The organism is Roseibium sp. (assembly GCF_050301095.1).
Lineage (GTDB): Bacteria > Pseudomonadota > Alphaproteobacteria > Rhizobiales > Stappiaceae > Roseibium.
Map to the genome: position 1 here is coordinate 13,765 of NZ_JBNKYW010000029.1, position 19,509 is coordinate 33,273.

Below are 19,509 nucleotides of genomic sequence, written 5' to 3' on the forward strand. Positions count from 1 at the left end.
TCAATGCGGGGCAGCGGAACGGAACAAGTTAGGCACGGGGAATTGCCGTGAGCGAAGGCTGGAAGCAGATGAGATCGGATATCGGGTTTGGCGCACAGTCCCGGGCCATCTATGCGCAGGATCCGCATCAAAGCCGGGGCAGGCTGGTTCCCGAACCCGAAAGCCCTACACGGACACCGTTTCAAAGGGACCGTGACCGGATCATTCATTCCTCGGCGTTCCGCAGGCTCAAACACAAGACGCAGGTGTTCGTCTATCATGAAGGCGACCACTACCGGACCCGGTTGACCCACACGATCGAAGTTTCTCAGATCGCCCGGTCGCTGTCGCGCGCCTTGCGTCTGGACGAAGATCTCGCCGAGTGCCTGGCCCTGTCGCATGATCTCGGTCACACACCCTTCGGTCACGAAGGGGAGGACGTGATGCATGAATGCATGGCGCCCTATGATGGTTTCGATCACAACGCGCAGTCGCTGCGTGTCGTGACGCATCTTGAACAGCGGTACGCCGACTTCGATGGCCTCAATCTGAGTTGGGAGACGCTTGAAGGGCTTGTCAAACACAATGGTCCGCTGGTCGGGCCCGACGGGGCTCCGCTCGGCAAGTTCAAGGGCGGGGAATTGCCTTTCGCGATACGGGAATATGCGGCCAAGCAGGATCTGCTCCTGGATACCTGGCCGGGAGGCGAGGCCCAGGCTGCGGCGATTGCCGACGACATAGCCTATGATGCCCATGATCTGGATGACGGTCTGCGGGCAGGTCTGTTTGCGATCGAGGACATGCGCGACGTCCCGTTTCTTGCCGATATCCTGTCGGAAGTCGATGCGAAGTATCCCGGACTGGAGGAAAGTAGGCGCATCCATGAAATCGTGCGCCGGTCGATCACCCGCATGGTGGAGGACGTCATTCGTGAAGCGATCCGTAACCTGGCCGAGGTTGAGCCCCGGAGCGTCCACGATATCCGGATGGCGGGGCGGTGTCTTGTCGGATTTTCGGCGGAAATGGCTGCGGCCGAGCGGGAAGTGAAGCGGTTCCTCTTCGCGCGGGTCTACCGCCACGAGGACGTACTTGCGGTTCGCCGGCTTGTTGCCAAGGTGGTCAGGGATTTGTTCGGCAGATTTCACAGTGATCCCAGCCTGATGCCGTCCCCCTGGAACGTCGGACTTGAAAACCTCGCCGACAAGGAAATCGCCCGGCGGGTCTGCGATTATATCGCCGGTATGACCGACCGGTATGCGATCGAGGAACATCGCAGATTGTTTGACGACACACCCGATTTGGGGTAGGCGCTTGGGCACCTTGTACCTAGGGTCACAATCAGGCCCCATGGTAATACAGCCCTGTGGCGCTGGAGGGGAAAACCCTCGACAGCGCGCAGGGGCTTTGTGCTTGAAAAACGAAACCTGATCGGTGCTCTATGAATATCTTTGCGGACTTCACGCAACGCGTTAAAAACGCTCTCCAGTCTCTTGAATTAAAAGATTCAAACGGAGAAACTCCGGACTTTTCCCGAGTTGTTGTCGAAGCGCCGCGCGACGCTGCGCATGGCGATTTTGCGACCAATGCGGCCATGGTACTGGCCAAGCCGCTTGGGGTGAAGCCCCGCGATCTTGCGGAAAGCATCGTTGCAAAGCTGGTCGAGGACCCTGAGGTGACCGAGGCAACCATCGCCGGTCCCGGTTTCATCAACATGCGGGTCGCGCCGATTGTCTGGCAACGCATTCTGGGTAGTGTCCTGGAACTTGGCGTCGGCTTTGGTTCCATCCGGAAGGATGCCGCACCGAAGGTGAACGTTGAATACGTCTCCGCCAATCCGACCGGGCCAATGCATGTCGGTCATATCCGGGGAGCTGTCGTCGGAGATGCGCTTGCCAATCTGCTGGCCTTTGCCGGCTGCGACGTGGTCAAGGAATACTACATCAACGACGCGGGATCGCAGATCGACACGCTCGCGCGCAGTGCCTACCTGCGGTACCGGGAGGCGCTCGGCGAAGATATCGGTGAAATCCCGTCCGGCCTTTATCCCGGTGACTATCTGAAGCCGGTCGGTACGCAACTGAAGGAAGAATTCGGCGATACGTTGAAGGGCAAGGAGGAAGCCGATTGGCTGCCTCTCGTCAAGGAACGGGCCATTGCCGCCATGCTCGACCTTATCCGCCGGGATCTGGCGGCTCTCGGCGTGACGCACGAGGTCTTCTTCTCGGAAAGAACCCTGCATGACCGGCAGAACGGCGGTCCATCCATGATCGACCACATGCTCGACAGCTTGCGCAACAAGGGGCTCATCTATCAGGGAACGTTGCCGCCGCCCAAAGGGCAGGTGCCCGAGGATTGGGAAGACCGGGAGCAGACGCTCTTCCGCGCCAGCGATTTTGGCGACGATACCGACAGGGCTCTCAAGAAGTCCGACGGCTCCTACACCTATTTCGCCGCTGACGTAGCCTACTTTCAGGACAAGTTCGAACGTGGTTTCCAGGAGGCGATCTACGTTCTTGGCGCCGATCACAGCGGTTACGCCAAGCGTCTTCAGGCGGTCGGCAAGGCCGTATCCGATGGCAAGACAGATGTCATCGTCCGTTTTTGCCAGATGGTAAAGCTGATGCGGGATGGCGAACCGGTGAAGATGTCCAAGCGTTCAGGCGATTTCATCACCCTGCGCGATGTCGTGGACGAAGTCGGACCGGATCCCGTCCGCTTCATGATGCTGTTCCGCAAGAATGATGCGCAGCTCGATTTCGATTTCAAGAAAGTAACGGAGCAGTCCAAGGACAACCCGGTCTTTTATGTTCAGTATGGCCACGCCCGTTGCTGTTCGGTCTTGAGGCAGGCGGTACTGGAACTGCCTGGAACCGAACTCGGTGACTCAGAGCTGCTGAACGCGGATTTCACCTTGCTCGACGATTCCGGCGAGTTGGAACTCATTGCCAAAATGGCGGAGTGGCCGAAGGTCGTTGAGGCCGCGGCGGAAACACATGAGCCGCACAGAATCGCTTTTTATCTACACGAGCTGGCGAGTTCTTTGCATGGTCATTGGAATAGAGGCAAGGAAATGCCGCATTTACGCTTTATTGACATTGGTAACGCCAAATTAACCCTAGCACGTCTTGCATTGGTTCGTGCAATATCTTTGGTGCTTGCTTCGGGTCTGGCGATTCTCGGCGTGAATGCTCCTGAAGAAATGCGCTAGATTTTTAACAAGGCCACGTTTGACGAGTTGTCAGTGCAAAGTGGCCGAACGGGACCGGTTTTCGTAAGGCTCATGTCTGAAGATTACGAGACAAAGCGAACTGATATGCATACGCCCAAGAATGACTTGGGCGATGACCGCCCGGCTGTTGAAGATCCGCTGGTGGAACTTGCGCGGATCGTTCACAAGAACAAACAATCGGGGGCAAATGTGAGCAGCGGCCGCGTCGAATCGACCGACTATTTTGCGGGTCTGGAGGATTTCGCAGGAGAGACCACAGCGGCGCGGACGCCTGCGCCAGCTCGTGTGGAACCGACATTTTCCAGTCTTGCTCAGCCGCAGCCTGTGAAAGAGCCTTCGGTCCCCGTGGCTGACCCGTTTCCGGGGCCGGCGGCGAATGACCCGGCCATTCTTGAACGTGCAAACCCGGAACCTGCATGGCAGGAACCGCCTCTCCAGGCAACAAAACCTGCTGTCAGGGTTACGGTTTCCGCGAATCCGGTCAAGCTTTCGACCAAGCCCGCCAGAACGGAGGAGCCTGCGCCCAAGCCCTCCAATGCCGGCTTATCAGGTTCTGTGGGCTTTGCGTTCGGCAAGGACCCGGAGCGACCGGAATATCCGGCAGCTGATATCCCGGCCGCGCGGGAGCCTCTGGGCAGTGCGGAAGAAACCGGATTCCGACCCGAGCCGGCTTCTGATCTGCCGCAAGACCTCGAACAAAATCTGACGGCAGAATTGGAAAACGAGTTGATCGGTGCATTGCGCCAGGCGGTTGACGAACCGGTAGATACACCGGCCCGCGAACATGCTGCTCCGGTTCCCCCGTTTTCTGCTACGCAAAGGGAATCGTCGTTCCAGGGCTTTGATACAGGCAACTCTTCTTCACGAATCGATACCCAACACACCGGACCCTCGTCCTATCCGCAAGTGGATGTCCCAGTGGCCGTTACCACGCCGGAGCAGCCTGCGCGTAGCTATCCGGAAGTCCGTCCGGTTGCGGACCGGGTAGAAGCCGGTAACGTTCGCACCGACTTCCATCTTGGACCGGTTCCGGAAGTGCCTTCTCCTGCGGCGGCACCTGTTGCCGAAACGGGGCGGCGGCGGCCTGCTATCGACGAAAACGACTTTCTGGCGGCGCTCAATCCGTCAGGGCCCGGACCGGAAACTGGAGCTGCAGAGCAACCGGTCGATGACGAGACCAGCCTGGCCGGGATTGACGCCTTGTTCGCAGACCTTGATTTTCCTGACCCGGCCAACCGCAAACCTGTACCTGCCACGCAGCCGCCGGCAGCAACTGCGTTGTCTGCTGCAGCGGAAGACATTGACGAGATGACTTGGCCGGCTGCTGCGGAAGCCGTACCGCAGGCCGAGGAAGACGAAACTCCTCCGCCGCCCGAGGGATACGACCTGGATGCCGTTGCAAGGGCCATGCAGGAGAGCGACCCGACACTCAACGGAGCGGGTGTGCTGCCTCCCCACTCCACCGCCGAAAAGGCGGCCATTCCGCACGCCCGGGAAAAATCCCGCAAAGGTGTGTTCGTGGCAGCGGGCGTTCTGGGTGTTGCCGTTCTCGGTGGTGCCGGCTTCCTGCTTTATGACGGCGATGCCGTTCCTGTTCCAAGCGGTCCTCCGCCGATCATTAGTGGTCTCCAGGAACCCTTGAAGGTGTTTCCGGCAGAAGCGCCGAAAGCGGAGAACAGCCAGTCTTCAAAATTGATCTACGACCGTGTCGGCGACGCAGGCGCGTCCGGTCCTGAAAAACTCGTTCTTCCTGAAACGCCGAAACCGGCCGAGCTGCCGCCGGCGCCCGCCAGCGAAGGCAACGGTGCGGACCTTGCACCGGGAGCTCCGAGGCAAGTGCGCACCGTGATCGTTCGGTTGGATGACACGCTTCCGGGCGCCAGTGGTGCCGGTGAAGACGCAGCGTCCGCACCGGAGGCTCCGTCAGTCCCGCGGGTCGTGACGACAACTCCTGTTGTTCCTTCGACAGGTTCACAGCAGTCTGCCGCAGCAGTGCCGACACCTGTGGAGCCAACAGTTGCCGAGCCTGCACCGGCAACGCCGGAAGCAACGAGTGCGCCCGCGACAGAGGAAGCGCAAACAACCTCCGGGGAACCCTCGCTGCTGGCCGGTGCGGAGGAAGCAGCTGCGGCAGCCTATTCAGGTGAAACCGTTGCGGCGGCTCCTGTTCCGACGGTTTTGCCGCGCAAAAAACCGGAGGCACCAGTCCGGGTCGCAAGTGCTCCGGTCGAGCCTGCGCCGGCAAGCACGTCGCAACAGAGCGGGCCGCTGAACCTGTCACAACAGGCAAGCGCACCGGCAGCACCTGCTCCCCAGGCTCCGGCAGCCTCGGGAGGCGAAGCCGGCTACATCGCACCGGGCACCTATATTGTCCAGGTCACGTCGCAGCGCTCCGCTTCTGCCGCGAGCGGCGCCTACGCCGGTCTTCAGCGCAAGTATCCGGGTGTCCTTGGCAATCGTGAAGCCGTGATCGTCAAGGCGGACCTCGGCGACAAGGGCACATTCTATCGCGCGCGTATCCCGACCGGATCCAGGGATGAAGCCATCTCGCTTTGTGAAAGCCTCAAGGGAGCTGGTGGCGACTGTTTTGTGCGCAGGCAGCCGTAAACGGCGAACGTTTTTTAAATCTGCGGAAATGGCCGGAAGTTTTCCGGCCATTTTTCATTCATTCAGCGGCAAGTTGGCCCGGGTTTGAGGGAGAACCCGACAAGAGCTGTGCCATTTCACGGTAGACTTCCGCTATCGCGTCGATCGACCGGCGAACCGCCGGTTCTCGCCGAAGGTCCCGGTGAACGATGATGTGTTCGGGATAGGTCAGTTCGGGCAGGGGGCTCGTCAATCGGACAAGTTCAGTACACTGATCTCCCATGAAGACCGGCAGAAGTGCCAGTCCGGCGCCTGAGGCCGTCATGTTCATCAGTGTCGTAATCGTATTGGTCCGCAGCTTCGGCATTGCCCCAAGCCGGGTTTCCATCCAGCGTACATGGGAGGGGTACCAAAGGTCGTCCGGAGCAAAACCGAGCCAGTCGCAGCGTTGAAACCGTTTTTCGGTTCGAGCTTCGGGATGCGCCGACACATAGGCTTTCGATCCGTAGACCGCATAGGCCAGGTCGCCGACCTTTCTGGCGACCAGTGTGTCCGTTTCAGGGAGACAGTTCCGGATCTGCAGTTCTATGCTGCGGCACTGGTGATTGGCGGGCTGGTGGCTGGAAATAATCTCCAGCTCGACGCCGTCCAGCAGGCCGGTCAACGTCATGAATCGATCAGTGAGGACGCGGGCACGCACTTCGTCCACCGCGATCCTGACGACCTTGAGGGCGGATCCGGGCAGGTCCGGAAGGATCCTGCACGCTGCGTCCGCCTTCTTGCGCATATCTTCTGCAAGGGGAATGAGTCGCAGGCCCGCCTCGGTCGGTTTCAATCCGGACGGCGTTCTGTCGAATAGACGTGCACCTATCCGGTCTTCAAAGCTCTTCAGTCTTCGGCTGAGTTGCGGCTGACTGAGATCAAGCGCTTTTGCCGCCCCCGACAAGGAGCGCATGCGGGCTGCCGCATCAACGAGTTTCAGGTCATCCCAGTTCATGACTTGCTTATACCAATACGCAGCGCAGCCGGCAATGCGATGCATATCCGCATGCCCGATATTGGCAATTGACGGCTGATACAGCGGCAAGATTTTTGTTAGGCAGCTGTATGGAGCCAAGGGATCGTTTCAACATGCAGCCGCATTCGACTTATCACCGCACTGAAAACATACCCCAGGCGCTCTTGCTGGCATTGGCTGGAATGGCTGCCTTCACACCTGTATTCGCGGCGGGCAAGATCGCAGACGGGGTGCTGCCGGTGACCGTTCTCGTCTGGATGCGGTTTTTTGGCGGTGCTGCGACGATCCTGACGGCGGCGGCGGTCAAGAGGGTTCCGCTTCGCAGCAGGGTCAGTTCCCTCTGGAAACTGCATTTGCTACGGGCAGTTTGTGGTGTCGGCGGTCTGGCGTGTTCCATCCACGCCGCAAGCGTACTTCCGTTGGCCGATGCCACTGCCATCGGTTTGACAAAGGGAATCATCGCAATTGTGCTGGCAGGTCTGGTGCTGAAAGAGGTCATAACAGGCAGGCACTTGCTGGCCGGTGTCATCTGTGCGCTGGGGGCTTATCTGGTTGTGCGTTCGGCGGAAGGAGCCTCAAGCCCTGGACAGATCGTTCCTGCGGGCGTTCTGTCTGCGCTTCTGGCTGCTGTCTTCATGGCCTGCGAAGCGCTGATCATGCGCTACATAGCGCAAAGAGAAGACACCATAACAATCCTCGCCTATGTCAATGTTATTGCGACGATTTTACTCGCCGGTCCCGTCCTTTGGCTGATTGCGACACAGGACATATCCGGGCACACACTCCTGAATTTCGCCTGGATGGGACCATTGGCGATCATTGGTCAATCGCTCAACATATCCGCCTATCGAAGGGCGGGGGCGGCGACCCTGGCACCTGTCTACTACGGCTCGGTCCTGCTTTCGGCGCTTTTCGGCTATCTGGTCTGGCAAGAGGTTCCGGCACCAGCGGCTGCGCTTGGTGCGATCCTGATTATTGCCGGCGGTGTCGTCCTGACGCTGCCCAATCCATTCCGGAAGCGGCGGCAGGCCTGCTGATCAGACCCGCCTTATGGGCACCTACTCGGAAAGTTTTCTGGCGAGGTAGGGAAGGCTCTCGTCGAGCCGATAGTCGATGGAGGAATGATTGTCGTCGAATTCCTTGTAGACGTGTGCAACGCCGAATTCTTCCAGTTTCCTGTGCAAGCGTCTTGCACCGTAGACCAGATTGTACTGGTCGACGTCGCCGCATTCGATCCACAGCCCTTTCAGGGACTTGAGCGCATCGACATGCCGGTCGACAATATGGACAGGATCCCATTCCAGCCAGGCATTCCAGCGGTCTTCTATGATCTCGCAGGTCTGCAGATCCACAGGTAGTCGAATGCCGCAAAAAACCTCAGGATCCGGATCCGGATCGTAGGTTGCGGCCATCGCGAACGTCATCAGGTCGTGAAGAGAGTTGCCGGGAAACTTCGGCCCCTTTTCGAAGTCTCTCACGAAGGCTTCGATCGACCCGGCCTTTGCAATCGCCCTGAGTGCGCTCGGCATTTCCGGCAGGTAGCAGAGTTCGAAGGCCATGTCGCCGGAGTGGCAAGCGGCCGCCGACCAGACATCGGAGTGTTTCATGGCATGAATGACCGCTCCGTATCCGCCTGAGGACTTGCCGAAAATGCCGCGTTTGCCGGCACCACCGCAGCCGAACCTGCCTTCCACGTCTTCCAGCATCTCAGTCGTCAGCCAGGTTGCCCAGGGGCCCATGGCCTTGCTGTCGATATACTGGTTGCCGCCAAGACGCGTGAAACAGTCTGGAAAGGCCACAACGACGGGCGGCATTTCGCCATCGTGAATGAGACGGTCTAGGCGTTCGGGAACATTCTCGCCGAAGTTCTTCCAGTTAACGTGGGCGGGGCCGCCCGCGGTGAAACCGACAATATCCACCAGCAGCGGCAAGCCCTTACCATCGTGACCCTGTGGGACATAGACCGCGATTTCCCGCGTTGCCGTATCCCCCAGCCGGTTATGGCCAAGGATTTCCGATCTGTGGGAAATCCGGTGCACGGTTCCGGCTGGAATGTCGAGACGCATACGCATGGAAGGCTCCTATCCTCGCAATGACGGCTTGCGCATAGATTGCAAGAATGGGCAAGGGACACAAGAGACGGGCCTGCCTTTCTTGACGGGCATGACCGCGGCGGATAAGCCGGAACGATGACCAAGGCCTTTGTTTCCGGCTGCTCCGGACCGACGCTCACTCACGACGAAATTTCCTTCTTTCGTGAAGAGGACCCCTGGGGGCTGATCCTCTTCGCCCGCAACATCGAAACGCGGGATCAGGTGAGGGCGCTGACATCATCATTCAGGGAGGCCGTCGGGCGCTCGGACGCTCCGGTTCTGATCGATCAGGAAGGCGGCAGGGTCCAGAGGCTGAAGCCGCCTCACTGGCCCAGGTATCCGGCGCCCAAGCTCTACGGAGATCTTTTCGAGGAGGATGCCGAGGCGGGGGTACGTTCCGCCTGGCTTGGGGGGCGGTTGATCGCAGCCGACCTTCATGAGGTCGGCATCACTATCGATTGCCTGCCATGTCTCGATATCCGTTTCCCCGAAACGGTTGATGCCATCGGCGACCGGGCCTTTTCTTCCGATCCGGAAACGGTAGCGAAGCTTGGCAAAGCGATGGCCGACGGTGCCCTTGGGGGCGGTGTTCTGCCTGTCATCAAGCACATTCCGGGACACGGCCGGGCGCAGGTCGACAGCCATTTGGAGCTACCGAGGGTGGACGCAGCCTATTCTTCTTTGGAAAGCGTGGATTTCAGGCCCTTCAAGGCACTTTCGAACGTGTCTTTGGGCATGACTGCCCATATTGTTTATGCAGACATTGACGCGGAAACGGCAGGAACGCAGAGCAGCAAGGTCATTCAGGATGTTATCCGGGGCGAAATCGGCTTTGACGGTTGCCTGATGAGCGACGACATCTCGATGAAGGCACTTGGCGGCAGCTTCGAGGAGAGATCCGGTAAGATCGTCGAAGCCGGATGTGACATTGTCCTGCACTGCAACGGTGATATGACCGAGATGCGGGCGGTGGCCAATGTCGTGCCGGAGCTGGCCGGAGACGCGCTTCGGCGCTGCGATCGGGCCTTGAGCGAATACAGGCCGCCGGACCCGGACTTCAGCCGTCAGGACGCATGGGCGGAGTTTCGGTCCCTGACGGGCTGGCAAGGCGCATAACCGGAGCAGATATGGCGGAGTTGGAACAGAACAGACAGGTCGCGGAAGACGGATCCTATGATCTCCTGAGCTCCGTTGGTGCGAATGACGAAAGAGCCGTTTCCGATCCTCAGCTTGTGGTGGACGTGGAGGGCTTCGAGGGGCCTATGGACCTGCTGCTCGGCCTTGCGCGAACGCAGAAGGTGGACCTTGCCCGCATATCTATCCTGCAGCTTGTCGAGCAATATCTGGAATTTGTCGCAGAAGCGCGACGCATGCGCCTGGAGCTGGCCGCCGACTATCTGGTCATGGCGGCCTGGCTTGCCTTCCTGAAATCAAAGTTGCTGCTTCCGGAGCAAAGGAACGAGGACGAGCCAACCGGTGAGGAACTGGCCGCGGCTCTTGCCTTTCGCCTGCGCCGTCTGGAAGCCATGCGAGAAGTGTCGGAGCGCCTGATGAACCGAAGCCGGCAAGGCCGGGAGATCTTCCATCGCGGCGCTCCGGAAACCCTCTCGGTCGAACACCGCAGCATCTGGGACGCATCCATCTACGATCTGCTTTCCGCCTACGCCACGCAGCGCCAGCGCCAGTCGGTCACATCGGTGCGTGTGCTGAGGCGAACTGTCTGGTCACTGCAGGAGGCGCGCGAGCTCCTGACCAAGCTTGTCGGGCGTGTCAGCGAGTGGGCGCCGCTCAATGCCTACCTTCGGGACTATCTCTACGACAACAAGGACTGGGCGACGATTGTGGCGAGCACCTTTTCTGCCAGTCTTGAAATGGTTCGGGAGGGGCAGGTCGAAATCCGGCAGGGAGAACCTTTCTCGCCGGTCTATATCCGCTCGATAGCCAAGGAGCAGGACGATGACTGCTGACATCGAGTTTCCCGGCCTTGAAGCCGGGAAGGTGACCGCCGGACCGGATCGGATACCCGATTTCGCGGGCCTGCGAATGGTAGAAGCATTGCTGTTTGCCTCTTCCGAACCCCTGTCGCTGGAAGAACTCACGCTGCGCCTGCCGGATGGAACCGATGTACTCTCTCTCGTGGAAGAGCTGCAGAAAACCTACGCGACGCGTGGCGTCAATCTGGTCAGGGTTGCCGGCAAATGGTGTTTCCGGACGGCAGAGGATCTTGCCTACCTGATGCAGCGGAACGTCGAGGAACAGCGCAAACTGTCAAGGGCCGCCCTCGAGACGCTGGCGATCATAGCCTATCATCAGCCTGTCACACGTGCGGAAATCGAGGAAATCAGGGGCGTTTCGACGTCGAAGGGAACTCTTGACGTTCTTCTGGAGACGACGTGGATCCGAATGCGCGGCCGCCGGCGGACGCCAGGCCGTCCTGTGACATATGGCACGACGGACCAGTTTCTCATTCATTTCGGGCTGGAAAATGTTAAGGATCTGCCCGGGTTGGAAGAACTGAAAGGTGCGGGTCTGCTGGACAGTGCCGTTCCAGCTTCCTTCCTGGTGCCGACGCCGAACGACGACGTGGCATTGACCGAGGACGAGGATCCTCTAGAAGACGGTTCGCTGTTTGACACTGATGCGGTCGAAACCGCCGAAGATTGATGCTGAAAAAAGTAAAGCCGATTCACAACAATGGCAGCGGACAGGCGCTGAGATGGGGCGCCCCCGGAACCGCCGGCGCTACGATCGCTGCCGGCCTGGTGTTCGAAAACGTCTCGCACGACTATGACGGGGTCCCCTCGGTCAGAGATTTGTCTTTATCGATTGCGCCTGGTGAAATTCTTTGCCTTCTGGGCCATTCTGGCTGCGGCAAGACCACCTTGATGCGGATTGCGGCCGGTGTGGAACGCCAGAACCAGGGCAAGGTCCTGATCAACGGCAGGGAAATTGCGGGAGACGATACTTTTTTGCCCCCGGAAAGACGCGGCGTTGGCCTTATGTTCCAGGACTACGCGCTGTTTCCCCATATGAGTATTCTGGCCAACGTCATGTTCGGCCTGACCAATATGCCGAAGAAGGAAGCCGTTGCCGCAGCGCTTGGCGCGCTTGGCCGGGTGGGGCTTGCCGATTATGCTTCCGATTATCCTCACGCCTTGTCCGGCGGCGAACAGCAGCGGGTGGCCTTGGCACGCGCGCTTGTACCAAGGCCCGGCATTCTTCTGATGGACGAGCCGTTTTCCGGGCTCGACAAGCGGCTGCGCGACAGCGTGCGCGATGAAACGCTGGCCGTGATCCGGGAGACGCGCGCCACCTGCATCATTGTGACGCATGATCCCGAAGAGGCCATGCGCATGGGAGACAAGATTGCGCTTATGCGGCGCGGACGCCTTGTGCAGCATGGAACGGCAGCTGACTTGTACAAGGCACCGGTCGACCTGTTTGCAGCCCGTTTCTTCTCCGAGCTCAATCAGATCGAGGGCGTGGTGACATCCGCAGGTGTTGAAACGCCGCTTGGAATTCTTCCCGGCGAAGGTCTTTCAGGCGGCGAAAAGGTGGATGTCTGTGTCCGTCCCCAGGGCGTGCTTTTGCACAAGGACGGGCTGTGTGGTGTGTCCGGACGAATCCGTTCGAAGCGATTCGTCGGCGAGGTCGATCTTCTGAGCATCGCGGTCGATGGTCTTGACCATCCGTTGCAGGCCCGTGTCAGGGCAGGAAGCCCCTGGGAGAAGGGAATGGACGTGGCAGTCAGCACGGATCCGAAGGACGTGCTTGTATTTCCGCGCCATGAGGGCCAAATCTAGACCAAGCTGGACGGTTAATCATTCCGTCTAAGAGCGTCGGATGAAGTCGTGGTGTATGTTGCAGGGAGAGGTCCCTTTTTGTAAGAAGGGCCAAATGGCTTTAAAGCCGATTATCAGGAGTTTGGCGTATGGGCATTAGTATTTGGCAGATCTTGATCATCGCGGTGGTGGTGATTCTGCTGTTCGGACGAGGCAAGATTTCCGATCTCATGGGCGATGTCGCCAAGGGAATCAAAAGCTTCAAGAAAGGAATGGCGGAAGACGATACCGCCGACGCCCCGAAGACGATCGATCATAATCCCAGCGAAGCAGCTCCGTCTGCAAAAGCTGAAGATCAGTCCAAAGCGAGCTGATCCAGATCTGCATCGCGTCTCCTTAAGGGACGGAACATCTCATGTTCGATATCGGGTGGACCGAACTGTTGGTGATCGCCTGCGTGGCGATCATCGTTGTGGGGCCGAAGGATTTGCCGCGCATGCTGCGCACGCTTGGCCAGACGATGGGCAAGATGCGAAAGCTTTCGCGGGAATTCCAGTCGACCTTCAACGACGCTCTGCGGGAAGCCGAGCAGCAGGCTGACATTGCCGACATGAAAAAGCAGGTGGAAGCCGCAGCGAATTTCAATCCGCTCGGCGACATCAAGAAATCCATCGAAGAAGATGCTGCAAAGCGTTCGGACAAGCCGAAGGAGGCAAAAACCGGCGCTTCCGGGCAAGCTGAGGTAAAGGCTCCCGAAAAAAAGGCTGACGCGGATGCGCCGGCTGCGGCCGCGGTTGATCCGGACGACAAGCCTGTGACGGAAGAAGTGAAGGCATGAGCCAGGACGATATCGACGCCTCCAAGGCGCCTCTGATCGAACATCTGATCGAATTGCGTCAGCGGCTCATGTGGTCGATCGCTGCAATTCTGGTGATGTTCGTCATCTGCTTTTACTTCGCCACGGACATTTACAACATCCTGACGGTTCCGTACCTGCGTGCGGCAGGTGAGGGACATCCGGTGGAGATGATCTTTACCGCTCCTCAGGAATGGTTCTTCACCCAGCTCAAGCTGGCCCTGTTTGGCGCGCTTTTTCTGGCGTTTCCCGTTGTTGCCAGCCAGATCTACATGTTTGTCGCTCCGGGGCTCTACAAGCACGAACGCGGCGCTTTCCTGCCTTTCCTCGCTGCAACCCCGGTCCTCTTCCTGATCGGCGCCTGCCTGGTCTATTTCCTCGTCATGCCGATGGCGATGGGATTCTTCCTGTCCCAGGAACAGATTGCGACGGAAGGAAAGGTCGCGATCCAGCATCTGGCGAAGGTCAGTGAATATCTCGGCCTGATCATGATCCTGATCTTCGCCTTTGGCCTCGTGTTCCAGCTGCCGGTCGTTTTGACCTTGCTCGGACGCGCGGGACTGGTGACATCGGAAACGCTCAGGCAGAAACGCAAATATGCAATTGTCGGGGCTTTTGCCGCTGCTGCAATTTTGACACCCCCCGACCCGATCTCGCAGATCGGTCTTGCGCTGCCAACGTTGCTTCTCTACGAAGTCTCCATTCTGTCTGTCAGGATGGTGGAGCGTCAGAGGGCCGAACGTGAGTCCAAGCGCGAAGCGGAAGACGCTGCGGCTTAGGTCAGGGATCGCCCGCCCTCCAGTTTGCCGGACGGAAGATGAGTTCAACGACCGTCGTTCGGGAAACGAAGATGTTTGATATTAAGTGGATACGGGAAAACGCAGACGCCTTTGACCAGGCCTTGGCCAAGCGGGGCTATGAAGCTTCCGCCGCCAGGCTGATCGCGCTGGACGATTCCCGCCGCTCCCACATCACCAAGCTTCAGGAAGCCCAGGAACGGCGCAACGCCGCCTCCAAGGAAATCGGCAAGGCAAAGGGGTCGGGCGATGAAGCCCGTGCCCAGGAGCTGATCAATGAGGTGGCGGAAATCAAGGCGTTCATCCAGACAGGTGAAGAGGAAGAGCGCCGGCTGATAGCCGATCTGGAAGCCGCCATGGCCGTCATCCCGAACCTGCCGCACGACGATGTGCCGGCGGGCAAGGACGAAAACGACAATGTCCTGGCCAAAACACACGGCGAAAAACCTGTGTTTTCCTTCAATGAAGCCCCCAAGGAACACTACGAGCTCGGAGAGGGGCTTGGCGGCATGGACTTTGCCACCGCCGCGAAGCTGTCTGGATCGCGTTTTGTCGTGCTGAAAGGCCAGATCGCCCGGCTGGAACGCGCCCTCGGCCAGTTCATGATCGACCTGCACACCCAGGAAAACGGCTATACCGAAGTGTCTCCGCCCTTGCTGGTGCACAACACACCGCTGTATGGCACGGGGCAGCTGCCGAAGTTCGAAGAAGATCTCTTCAAGACAACGACGGATCACTATCTGATCCCGACCGCCGAAGTGCCTCTGACGAACCTGGTTGCCGACGAGATCCTTGGCGAAGACCAGCTTCCGTTGCGTGTCACCGCCTTGACCTATTGCTTCCGCTCGGAGGCGGGGTCCGCCGGCCGTGATACGAGGGGTATGCTGCGCCAGCACCAGTTCCAGAAATGCGAGCTTGTTTCCGTCACTCGTCCGGAAGATTCTCTCAGTGAACTGGAGCGGATGCTTGGATGCGCCGAATCGGTTCTGCAAAAGCTCGGCCTGCACTACCGTGTCATGACACTGTGTTCCGGCGATATGGGTTTCGGGGCACGCAAGACCTACGACATTGAAGTCTGGCTTCCGGGACAGGACACATATCGCGAGATATCCTCCTGTTCGGTCTGCGGCGACTTCCAGGCGCGCCGCATGAACGCACGCTATCGTCCTGCCGGGTCGAAGCAGACCGTTCATGTGCACACACTCAATGGCTCCGGCATTGCCGTTGGCCGCGCGCTGATCGCGGTGCTGGAAAACTATCAGAACGGCGACGGCACGATCACGGTGCCGGAGGTGCTGCGTCCTTACATGGGCGGACTGGAAAAGATCGGCTGACAGCAGCGTCAAGGGGTACCCTATACGAGGGTGGCAGGTTTAAGCCCTGCCACCCTTTTAAGGTTCCGGTTGAAGTAGAAAAAGCGAGTTGATGGAGTTCCGATGCGAATTTTGATCACCAATGACGATGGCATTCATTCACCCGGGCTTGCTGCCCTGGAGCGGATCGCGCGGACCTTGTCCGACGATGTCTGGGTCATCGCGCCTGAGACAGATCAAAGTGGTGTCGCCCATTCTCTGACCCTGAGCGACCCGCTGCGCCTGCGTTCGCTCGACGACCGTCATTTTGCGCTCAAGGGCACACCGACGGATTGCGTCATCATGGGAGTGCGCAAGGTGCTGCCAGGACTGCCGGATCTGGTTCTGTCCGGCATCAACCGTGGGCAGAATCTGGCGGAGGACGTGACTTATTCAGGAACTGTTGCAGGCGCGATGGAAGCTGCAATTCTCGGTATTCGCTCCATCGCCGTTTCCCAGGCCTATGACTGGAACGCACCGGCCGAACCGGACTATTCGACCGCGGAAGCCCATGCGCCAGAGTTGTTCCGCAAGCTGATCGACTTCGAGATGCGGCCCTACACCCTTTTTAACGTCAATTTTCCGGCCTGTGCCGCGGAGGCGGTCAAGGGTCTGAAGGTTACCGTCCAGGGACACCATGAACAGAGCGGTCTGTTCATAGACGAGCGCAAGGACGGCCGCGGTTTCCCGTATTTCTGGCTCAGGTTTCAGGACCGTGGCAAATCGGTTCACGAAAATTCCGACCTTCAGGCAATTGCCGATGGATATGTTTCGGTTTCACCGTTACGCATAGATCTTACGGCCCATGACCTGGTGAATCGCCTGGCAGGGGTGTTGCAGTAGAGCCGAGACCTGGAGCAAGACATGGCCGGCCAGAAGCCCGGCACAGAGCACGGATCAACACCGTTACCTTTGCCAAATGAGGCTGAGGCGCGCGCAGCCTTCGTGCTTGGCCTCAGACGCCGCGGTGTAGGTGCAAGGAATGTATTGTCGGCGATTGAACGCGTCCCGAGACGACTTTTCCTGTCGGCGCGTCATCATGGGCTGGCCTATGAAGACGCGGCATTGCCGATCGAGTGCGGACAGACAGTATCCGCGCCATCCCTTGTAGCCTTCACCTTGCAGGCGCTTGATATTTCTCCGGAGCACTCCGTTCTGGAGATCGGAACCGGATCCGGCTATCAGGCGGCGGTGCTTGCGCATCTGGCGGACAGGATTGAAACACTCGACCGCTTTGCGACATTGACCAAGCTGGCATCTCAACGTTTCGCTGCCCTCAAGCTTGAAAACGTCAAGGCGAGGCAGATGGACGGTCTGGCGGGCTTCAAGCAGAAGGGGCCATACGACAGAATCGTCGTCACCGCAGCCGTAGAGGCCGTTCCGGATGCCTGGGTTCAACAGTTGAAACCGGGAGGTCTGCTGATCGCACCGCTCGGCAAGGCCAGGGAACCCCAGTCCCTGATCCGCTTCCAGAAGTCGGAAAGTGTCATGACCGCTGAAAATCTCATTACGATTCGAACCGTGATGATGCAGCCCGGCCTTGCCAAGAAATTGTAGAGTTCTTGTTAGTCGGCGCGTCAGGGGCTTTGGTCATTCCCGATTCTCAATTGCGGCGATCGCGCAAATTTACCATACGCTCCGCATCATTCGTCCTGTTTTCGCCCCGGCTTGTTGGGTTTATTGAGAATTTCAGGGAAACCTGCGCGGGTCTTTAGCCTTTATAAACCTTACTGACGTCTACTCTTAACCATAACAGCCATTGTCAGCGGTTAGAGTAATGTCGATGAAAAAGCGGACGCGTACCCTCCGCAGGGATCTCCTGAGCAAAGCAGCAACCATCTCCTTGGTGGCAGTCTCCCTCGCAGGGTGTTCCGGCGCCGTCGAACGGTTCGGATCGCCAGCCGACTATTACACGAGCAATACCAGCAACCAGCGCGATATCATAAATGGGGCGCCCGCTCAGCCGAGTTATGAGGATATAGCAAACGGCCCGGGTGGAACCGTCGCCGGCTTGCCGCAGGATTCCTCAGCGCCGGCGGCGACCGGTTCGATCTCGCGGAAATCGTCCATTCAGTCCGCGCCATTGCCGGCTCCCGGCAAAACGGCAGCGGCGCCTGCCAGAACAACACCCGTTGCAACGGCACCCGCGCCTGAAGTGTCGGGTTCCAGCCGCGGGTCGAACTGGAGAGGGTGGACCGCCGCGGGCGGCACACAGGTCAAGGTTCGTCAGGGAGATAGCCTGAACACGGTGGCGCGCCGCTATGGGGTTCCGGTACAGGCACTGGCGTCAGTCAACGGAATCGGCGATCCCAACGCTATACGTCCGGGACAGACGCTTATTGTCCCGACGTATGTTTATGCGGACAACAATGGCTACTCCAGCGCGACGGAAGGTGAGACGGGCCGTGTGAAATTGCCGTCATCCGGCCGCAATTCAACAATTGTAACCGGATCCGTGCCCGTTCAATCCCAGTCCACACCTTCTCCGGACCGGAAACCGGCTGGCCAGCCGAGTTTTGCCGAGATCAGCACCGGCACCGCCAAGGTCGCGAATGTCAAGCTTGCGAAAGTCGATGTTCGCCCGAAGCGCAAGCCTGGAGGGGCGGGGCAGTCGTTGACGACGGCTTCCATTGCCCCGGCATCCGATGAGAACGTACCTTCGCCCCGCCGTCAGCCGTCAGGCAAAACGGCTGCAGCACCGGCAGTGACGGCAGCACCGTCTGGAAACGTCGTAAAGAACGGTCTTCCTGAACCGGCAAAAACAAACGAAGCTCGGCCGACAGAACCGATCAAGACGCCGGCAATCGTCGCAAGCGTCCAGCCGGATACGGATGCGGCGACGGAAAGCTTCCGGTGGCCGGTTCGCGGACGCATCATTTCCGATTTCGGAGCCAAGCCCGGCGGTGGCAGGAACGAAGGTGTCAATCTGGCGGTTCCGGAAGGAACGCCGGTCAAGGCGGCCGATTCCGGTACGGTGATCTATGCCGGCAACGAGCTGAAAGGTTACGGCAACCTGATCCTGCTGCGGCACAGTGAGGGCTGGGTTACCGCCTATGCCCACAACAGCGAACTGAAAGTCAAGCGCGGCGACAAGGTTCGTAGAGGCGATGTGATCAGCCTGGCAGGGGCGACAGGATCGGTGACGCAACCGCAGGTCCACTTCGAGCTGCGCCAAGGCAACAAGCCGGTCGATCCGCTCAACCATCTGCCAAAGCGCTGAGGACGGTCAAGAATTAAGCGAAAACCCGGTCTTTGCTGGGTTTTTCTGCTTTGGGTCAGTCCAAAGCCTTGCCAAGCCGTCCGGCCATGTCCTGAATGAACTGATAGGCAACGCGGCCGGAGCGGCTGCCGCGCGTTGTCGCCCATTCCAGCGCCTTGGCCCGCAGGTCCTCTTCCGCAATTTCGAGCTCGAAGTGCTTTGCATACCCGCGCACCATGTCGAGATAATCGTCCTGGCTGCACTTGTGGAAGCCGAGCCAGAGACCGAAGCGGTCGGAGAGCGACACCTTTTCCTCAACGGCCTCCGCCGGGTTGATGGCCGTGGACCGTTCGTTCTCGATCATGTCGCGCGGCAGAAGATGGCGGCGGTTCGACGTGGCGTAGAAGATCACGTTGGACGGACGCCCTTCGATACCGCCCTCCAGCACCGCCTTCAGGGATTTGTACGACGTGTCGTCATGGTCGAAACTCAGGTCGTCGCAGAAAATGATGAAGCGGTAGGGAGCGGAGCGGATCAATGCCATCAGTTTCGGCAGGGATTCGATGTCCTCCCGGTGTATTTCGATGAGCTTGATGCTCGCCAGCGCAATCTCCTCGT

The 19,509-nt window shown here is 59.1% G+C and carries 18 protein-coding genes; 15 read left to right on the forward strand and 3 right to left on the reverse strand.

Annotated features, from left to right (window positions below):
• Positions 1-68: 68 nt before the first annotated feature.
• From ACQY7U_RS01965 to ACQY7U_RS01975, 3 genes are all read left to right on the forward strand, one after another.
• Complete coding sequence (locus ACQY7U_RS01965) at positions 69-1,286, forward strand: deoxyguanosinetriphosphate triphosphohydrolase (RefSeq protein ID WP_428641459.1); 1,218 nt, start codon at positions 69-71, stop codon at positions 1,284-1,286.
• A gap of 131 nt (positions 1,287-1,417) precedes the next feature.
• Positions 1,418-3,187: an arginine--tRNA ligase gene (gene argS / locus ACQY7U_RS01970; protein ID WP_428641429.1), complete on the forward strand. Its 1,770-nt coding sequence runs from the start codon at positions 1,418-1,420 to the stop codon at positions 3,185-3,187.
• Positions 3,188-4,126: 939 nt separating this feature from the next.
• A complete protein-coding gene (locus ACQY7U_RS01975) occupies positions 4,127-5,815 on the forward strand; it encodes an SPOR domain-containing protein (protein WP_428641431.1) in 1,689 nt (562 codons plus the stop codon).
• A gap of 58 nt (positions 5,816-5,873) precedes the next feature.
• Here the strand turns inward: ACQY7U_RS01975 and ACQY7U_RS01980 are convergent, their stop codons facing one another.
• Entirely contained in the window at positions 5,874-6,791 is a 918-nt protein-coding gene (locus tag ACQY7U_RS01980; RefSeq protein WP_428641433.1) for a LysR family transcriptional regulator, read from the reverse strand.
• A 134-nt stretch (positions 6,792-6,925) separates the two neighbouring features.
• On the opposite strand from ACQY7U_RS01980, the gene ACQY7U_RS01985 reads away from it, so the two are divergent.
• Positions 6,926-7,849: a DMT family transporter gene (locus tag ACQY7U_RS01985; protein WP_428641435.1), complete on the forward strand. Its 924-nt coding sequence runs from the start codon at positions 6,926-6,928 to the stop codon at positions 7,847-7,849.
• 21 nt (positions 7,850-7,870) lie between these two features.
• On the opposite strand, the gene ACQY7U_RS01990 is transcribed toward ACQY7U_RS01985, so the two are convergent.
• Positions 7,871-8,884 carry an alpha/beta hydrolase gene (locus ACQY7U_RS01990; RefSeq protein WP_428641437.1) on the reverse strand — a complete coding sequence of 338 codons (1,014 nt, stop codon included), beginning with the start codon at positions 8,882-8,884 and terminating at the stop codon, positions 7,871-7,873.
• Positions 8,885-9,001: 117 nt separating this feature from the next.
• On the opposite strand from ACQY7U_RS01990, the gene nagZ reads away from it, so the two are divergent.
• The 11 genes from nagZ (at position 9,002) to ACQY7U_RS02045 (ending at position 18,912) form a co-directional block, all read left to right on the forward strand.
• The gene (nagZ, locus tag ACQY7U_RS01995) at positions 9,002-10,021 is read left to right on the forward strand and encodes a beta-N-acetylhexosaminidase (protein WP_428641439.1); all 1,020 of its coding nucleotides are present in this window, start codon (positions 9,002-9,004) and stop codon (positions 10,019-10,021) included.
• An 11-nt stretch (positions 10,022-10,032) separates the two neighbouring features.
• Positions 10,033-10,872 (forward strand): segregation and condensation protein A, encoded by an 840-nt coding sequence (locus tag ACQY7U_RS02000; protein WP_428641441.1) that lies wholly within the window; start codon positions 10,033-10,035, stop codon positions 10,870-10,872.
• A gap of 76 nt (positions 10,873-10,948) precedes the next feature.
• Positions 10,949-11,569 carry an SMC-Scp complex subunit ScpB gene (scpB, locus tag ACQY7U_RS02005; protein WP_428641461.1) on the forward strand — a complete coding sequence of 207 codons (621 nt, stop codon included), beginning with the start codon at positions 10,949-10,951 and terminating at the stop codon, positions 11,567-11,569.
• Positions 11,569-12,708, forward strand: coding sequence for an ABC transporter ATP-binding protein (locus ACQY7U_RS02010; RefSeq protein WP_428641443.1), 1,140 nt, complete (start codon positions 11,569-11,571; stop codon positions 12,706-12,708). The genes scpB and ACQY7U_RS02010 overlap by 1 nt, the downstream gene beginning before the upstream one ends.
• Before the next feature lie 128 nt (positions 12,709-12,836).
• Entirely contained in the window at positions 12,837-13,061 is a 225-nt protein-coding gene (locus tag ACQY7U_RS02015; RefSeq protein WP_428641445.1) for a twin-arginine translocase TatA/TatE family subunit, read from the forward strand.
• 41 nt (positions 13,062-13,102) lie between these two features.
• Positions 13,103-13,525 carry a Sec-independent protein translocase protein TatB gene (tatB, locus tag ACQY7U_RS02020; RefSeq protein ID WP_428641447.1) on the forward strand — a complete coding sequence of 141 codons (423 nt, stop codon included), beginning with the start codon at positions 13,103-13,105 and terminating at the stop codon, positions 13,523-13,525.
• A complete protein-coding gene (tatC, locus tag ACQY7U_RS02025; RefSeq protein WP_428641448.1) occupies positions 13,522-14,322 on the forward strand; it encodes a twin-arginine translocase subunit TatC in 801 nt (266 codons plus the stop codon). Before tatB ends, tatC begins: the two co-directional genes overlap by 4 nt.
• Positions 14,323-14,393: 71 nt before the next feature.
• Positions 14,394-15,674 (forward strand): serine--tRNA ligase, encoded by a 1,281-nt coding sequence (serS, locus tag ACQY7U_RS02030; RefSeq protein ID WP_428641450.1) that lies wholly within the window; start codon positions 14,394-14,396, stop codon positions 15,672-15,674.
• 102 nt (positions 15,675-15,776) lie between these two features.
• The gene (gene surE, locus ACQY7U_RS02035; RefSeq protein ID WP_428641452.1) at positions 15,777-16,535 is read left to right on the forward strand and encodes a 5'/3'-nucleotidase SurE; all 759 of its coding nucleotides are present in this window, start codon (positions 15,777-15,779) and stop codon (positions 16,533-16,535) included.
• A gap of 21 nt (positions 16,536-16,556) precedes the next feature.
• The gene (locus ACQY7U_RS02040) at positions 16,557-17,249 is read left to right on the forward strand and encodes a protein-L-isoaspartate(D-aspartate) O-methyltransferase (protein WP_428641454.1); all 693 of its coding nucleotides are present in this window, start codon (positions 16,557-16,559) and stop codon (positions 17,247-17,249) included.
• A gap of 598 nt (positions 17,250-17,847) precedes the next feature.
• Positions 17,848-18,912 carry a peptidoglycan DD-metalloendopeptidase family protein gene (locus ACQY7U_RS02045; RefSeq protein WP_428641456.1) on the forward strand — a complete coding sequence of 355 codons (1,065 nt, stop codon included), beginning with the start codon at positions 17,848-17,850 and terminating at the stop codon, positions 18,910-18,912.
• A 55-nt stretch (positions 18,913-18,967) separates the two neighbouring features.
• Here ACQY7U_RS02045 and ACQY7U_RS02050 read toward each other — a convergent pair.
• On the reverse strand, positions 18,968-19,509 hold a 542-nt coding region (locus ACQY7U_RS02050; protein WP_428641458.1), incomplete at its 5' end, for an ATP-binding protein.

Excerpts from the sequence above, each read along its gene's own strand:
- tatC (WP_428641448.1), top strand. The coding sequence starts at position 13,522 with ATGAGCCAGGACGATATCGACGCCTCCAAGGCGCCTCTGATCGAACAT.
- ACQY7U_RS02010 (WP_428641443.1), top strand. The coding sequence starts at position 11,569 with ATGCTGAAAAAAGTAAAGCCGATTCACAACAATGGCAGCGGACAGGCG.
- ACQY7U_RS02015 (WP_428641445.1), top strand. The coding sequence starts at position 12,837 with ATGGGCATTAGTATTTGGCAGATCTTGATCATCGCGGTGGTGGTGATT.
- ACQY7U_RS01965 (WP_428641459.1), top strand. The coding sequence starts at position 69 with ATGAGATCGGATATCGGGTTTGGCGCACAGTCCCGGGCCATCTATGCG.
- ACQY7U_RS01985 (WP_428641435.1), top strand. The coding sequence starts at position 6,926 with ATGCAGCCGCATTCGACTTATCACCGCACTGAAAACATACCCCAGGCG.
- ACQY7U_RS01980 (WP_428641433.1), bottom strand. The coding sequence starts at position 6,791 with ATGAACTGGGATGACCTGAAACTCGTTGATGCGGCAGCCCGCATGCGC.
- nagZ (WP_428641439.1), top strand. The coding sequence starts at position 9,002 with ATGACCAAGGCCTTTGTTTCCGGCTGCTCCGGACCGACGCTCACTCAC.
- surE (WP_428641452.1), top strand. The coding sequence starts at position 15,777 with ATGCGAATTTTGATCACCAATGACGATGGCATTCATTCACCCGGGCTT.
- argS (WP_428641429.1), top strand. The coding sequence starts at position 1,418 with ATGAATATCTTTGCGGACTTCACGCAACGCGTTAAAAACGCTCTCCAG.
- ACQY7U_RS02040 (WP_428641454.1), top strand. The coding sequence starts at position 16,557 with ATGGCCGGCCAGAAGCCCGGCACAGAGCACGGATCAACACCGTTACCT.
- tatB (WP_428641447.1), top strand. The coding sequence starts at position 13,103 with ATGTTCGATATCGGGTGGACCGAACTGTTGGTGATCGCCTGCGTGGCG.
- scpB (WP_428641461.1), top strand. The coding sequence starts at position 10,949 with ATGGTAGAAGCATTGCTGTTTGCCTCTTCCGAACCCCTGTCGCTGGAA.
- serS (WP_428641450.1), top strand. The coding sequence starts at position 14,394 with ATGTTTGATATTAAGTGGATACGGGAAAACGCAGACGCCTTTGACCAG.
- ACQY7U_RS02000 (WP_428641441.1), top strand. The coding sequence starts at position 10,033 with ATGGCGGAGTTGGAACAGAACAGACAGGTCGCGGAAGACGGATCCTAT.
- ACQY7U_RS01990 (WP_428641437.1), bottom strand. The coding sequence starts at position 8,884 with ATGCGTATGCGTCTCGACATTCCAGCCGGAACCGTGCACCGGATTTCC.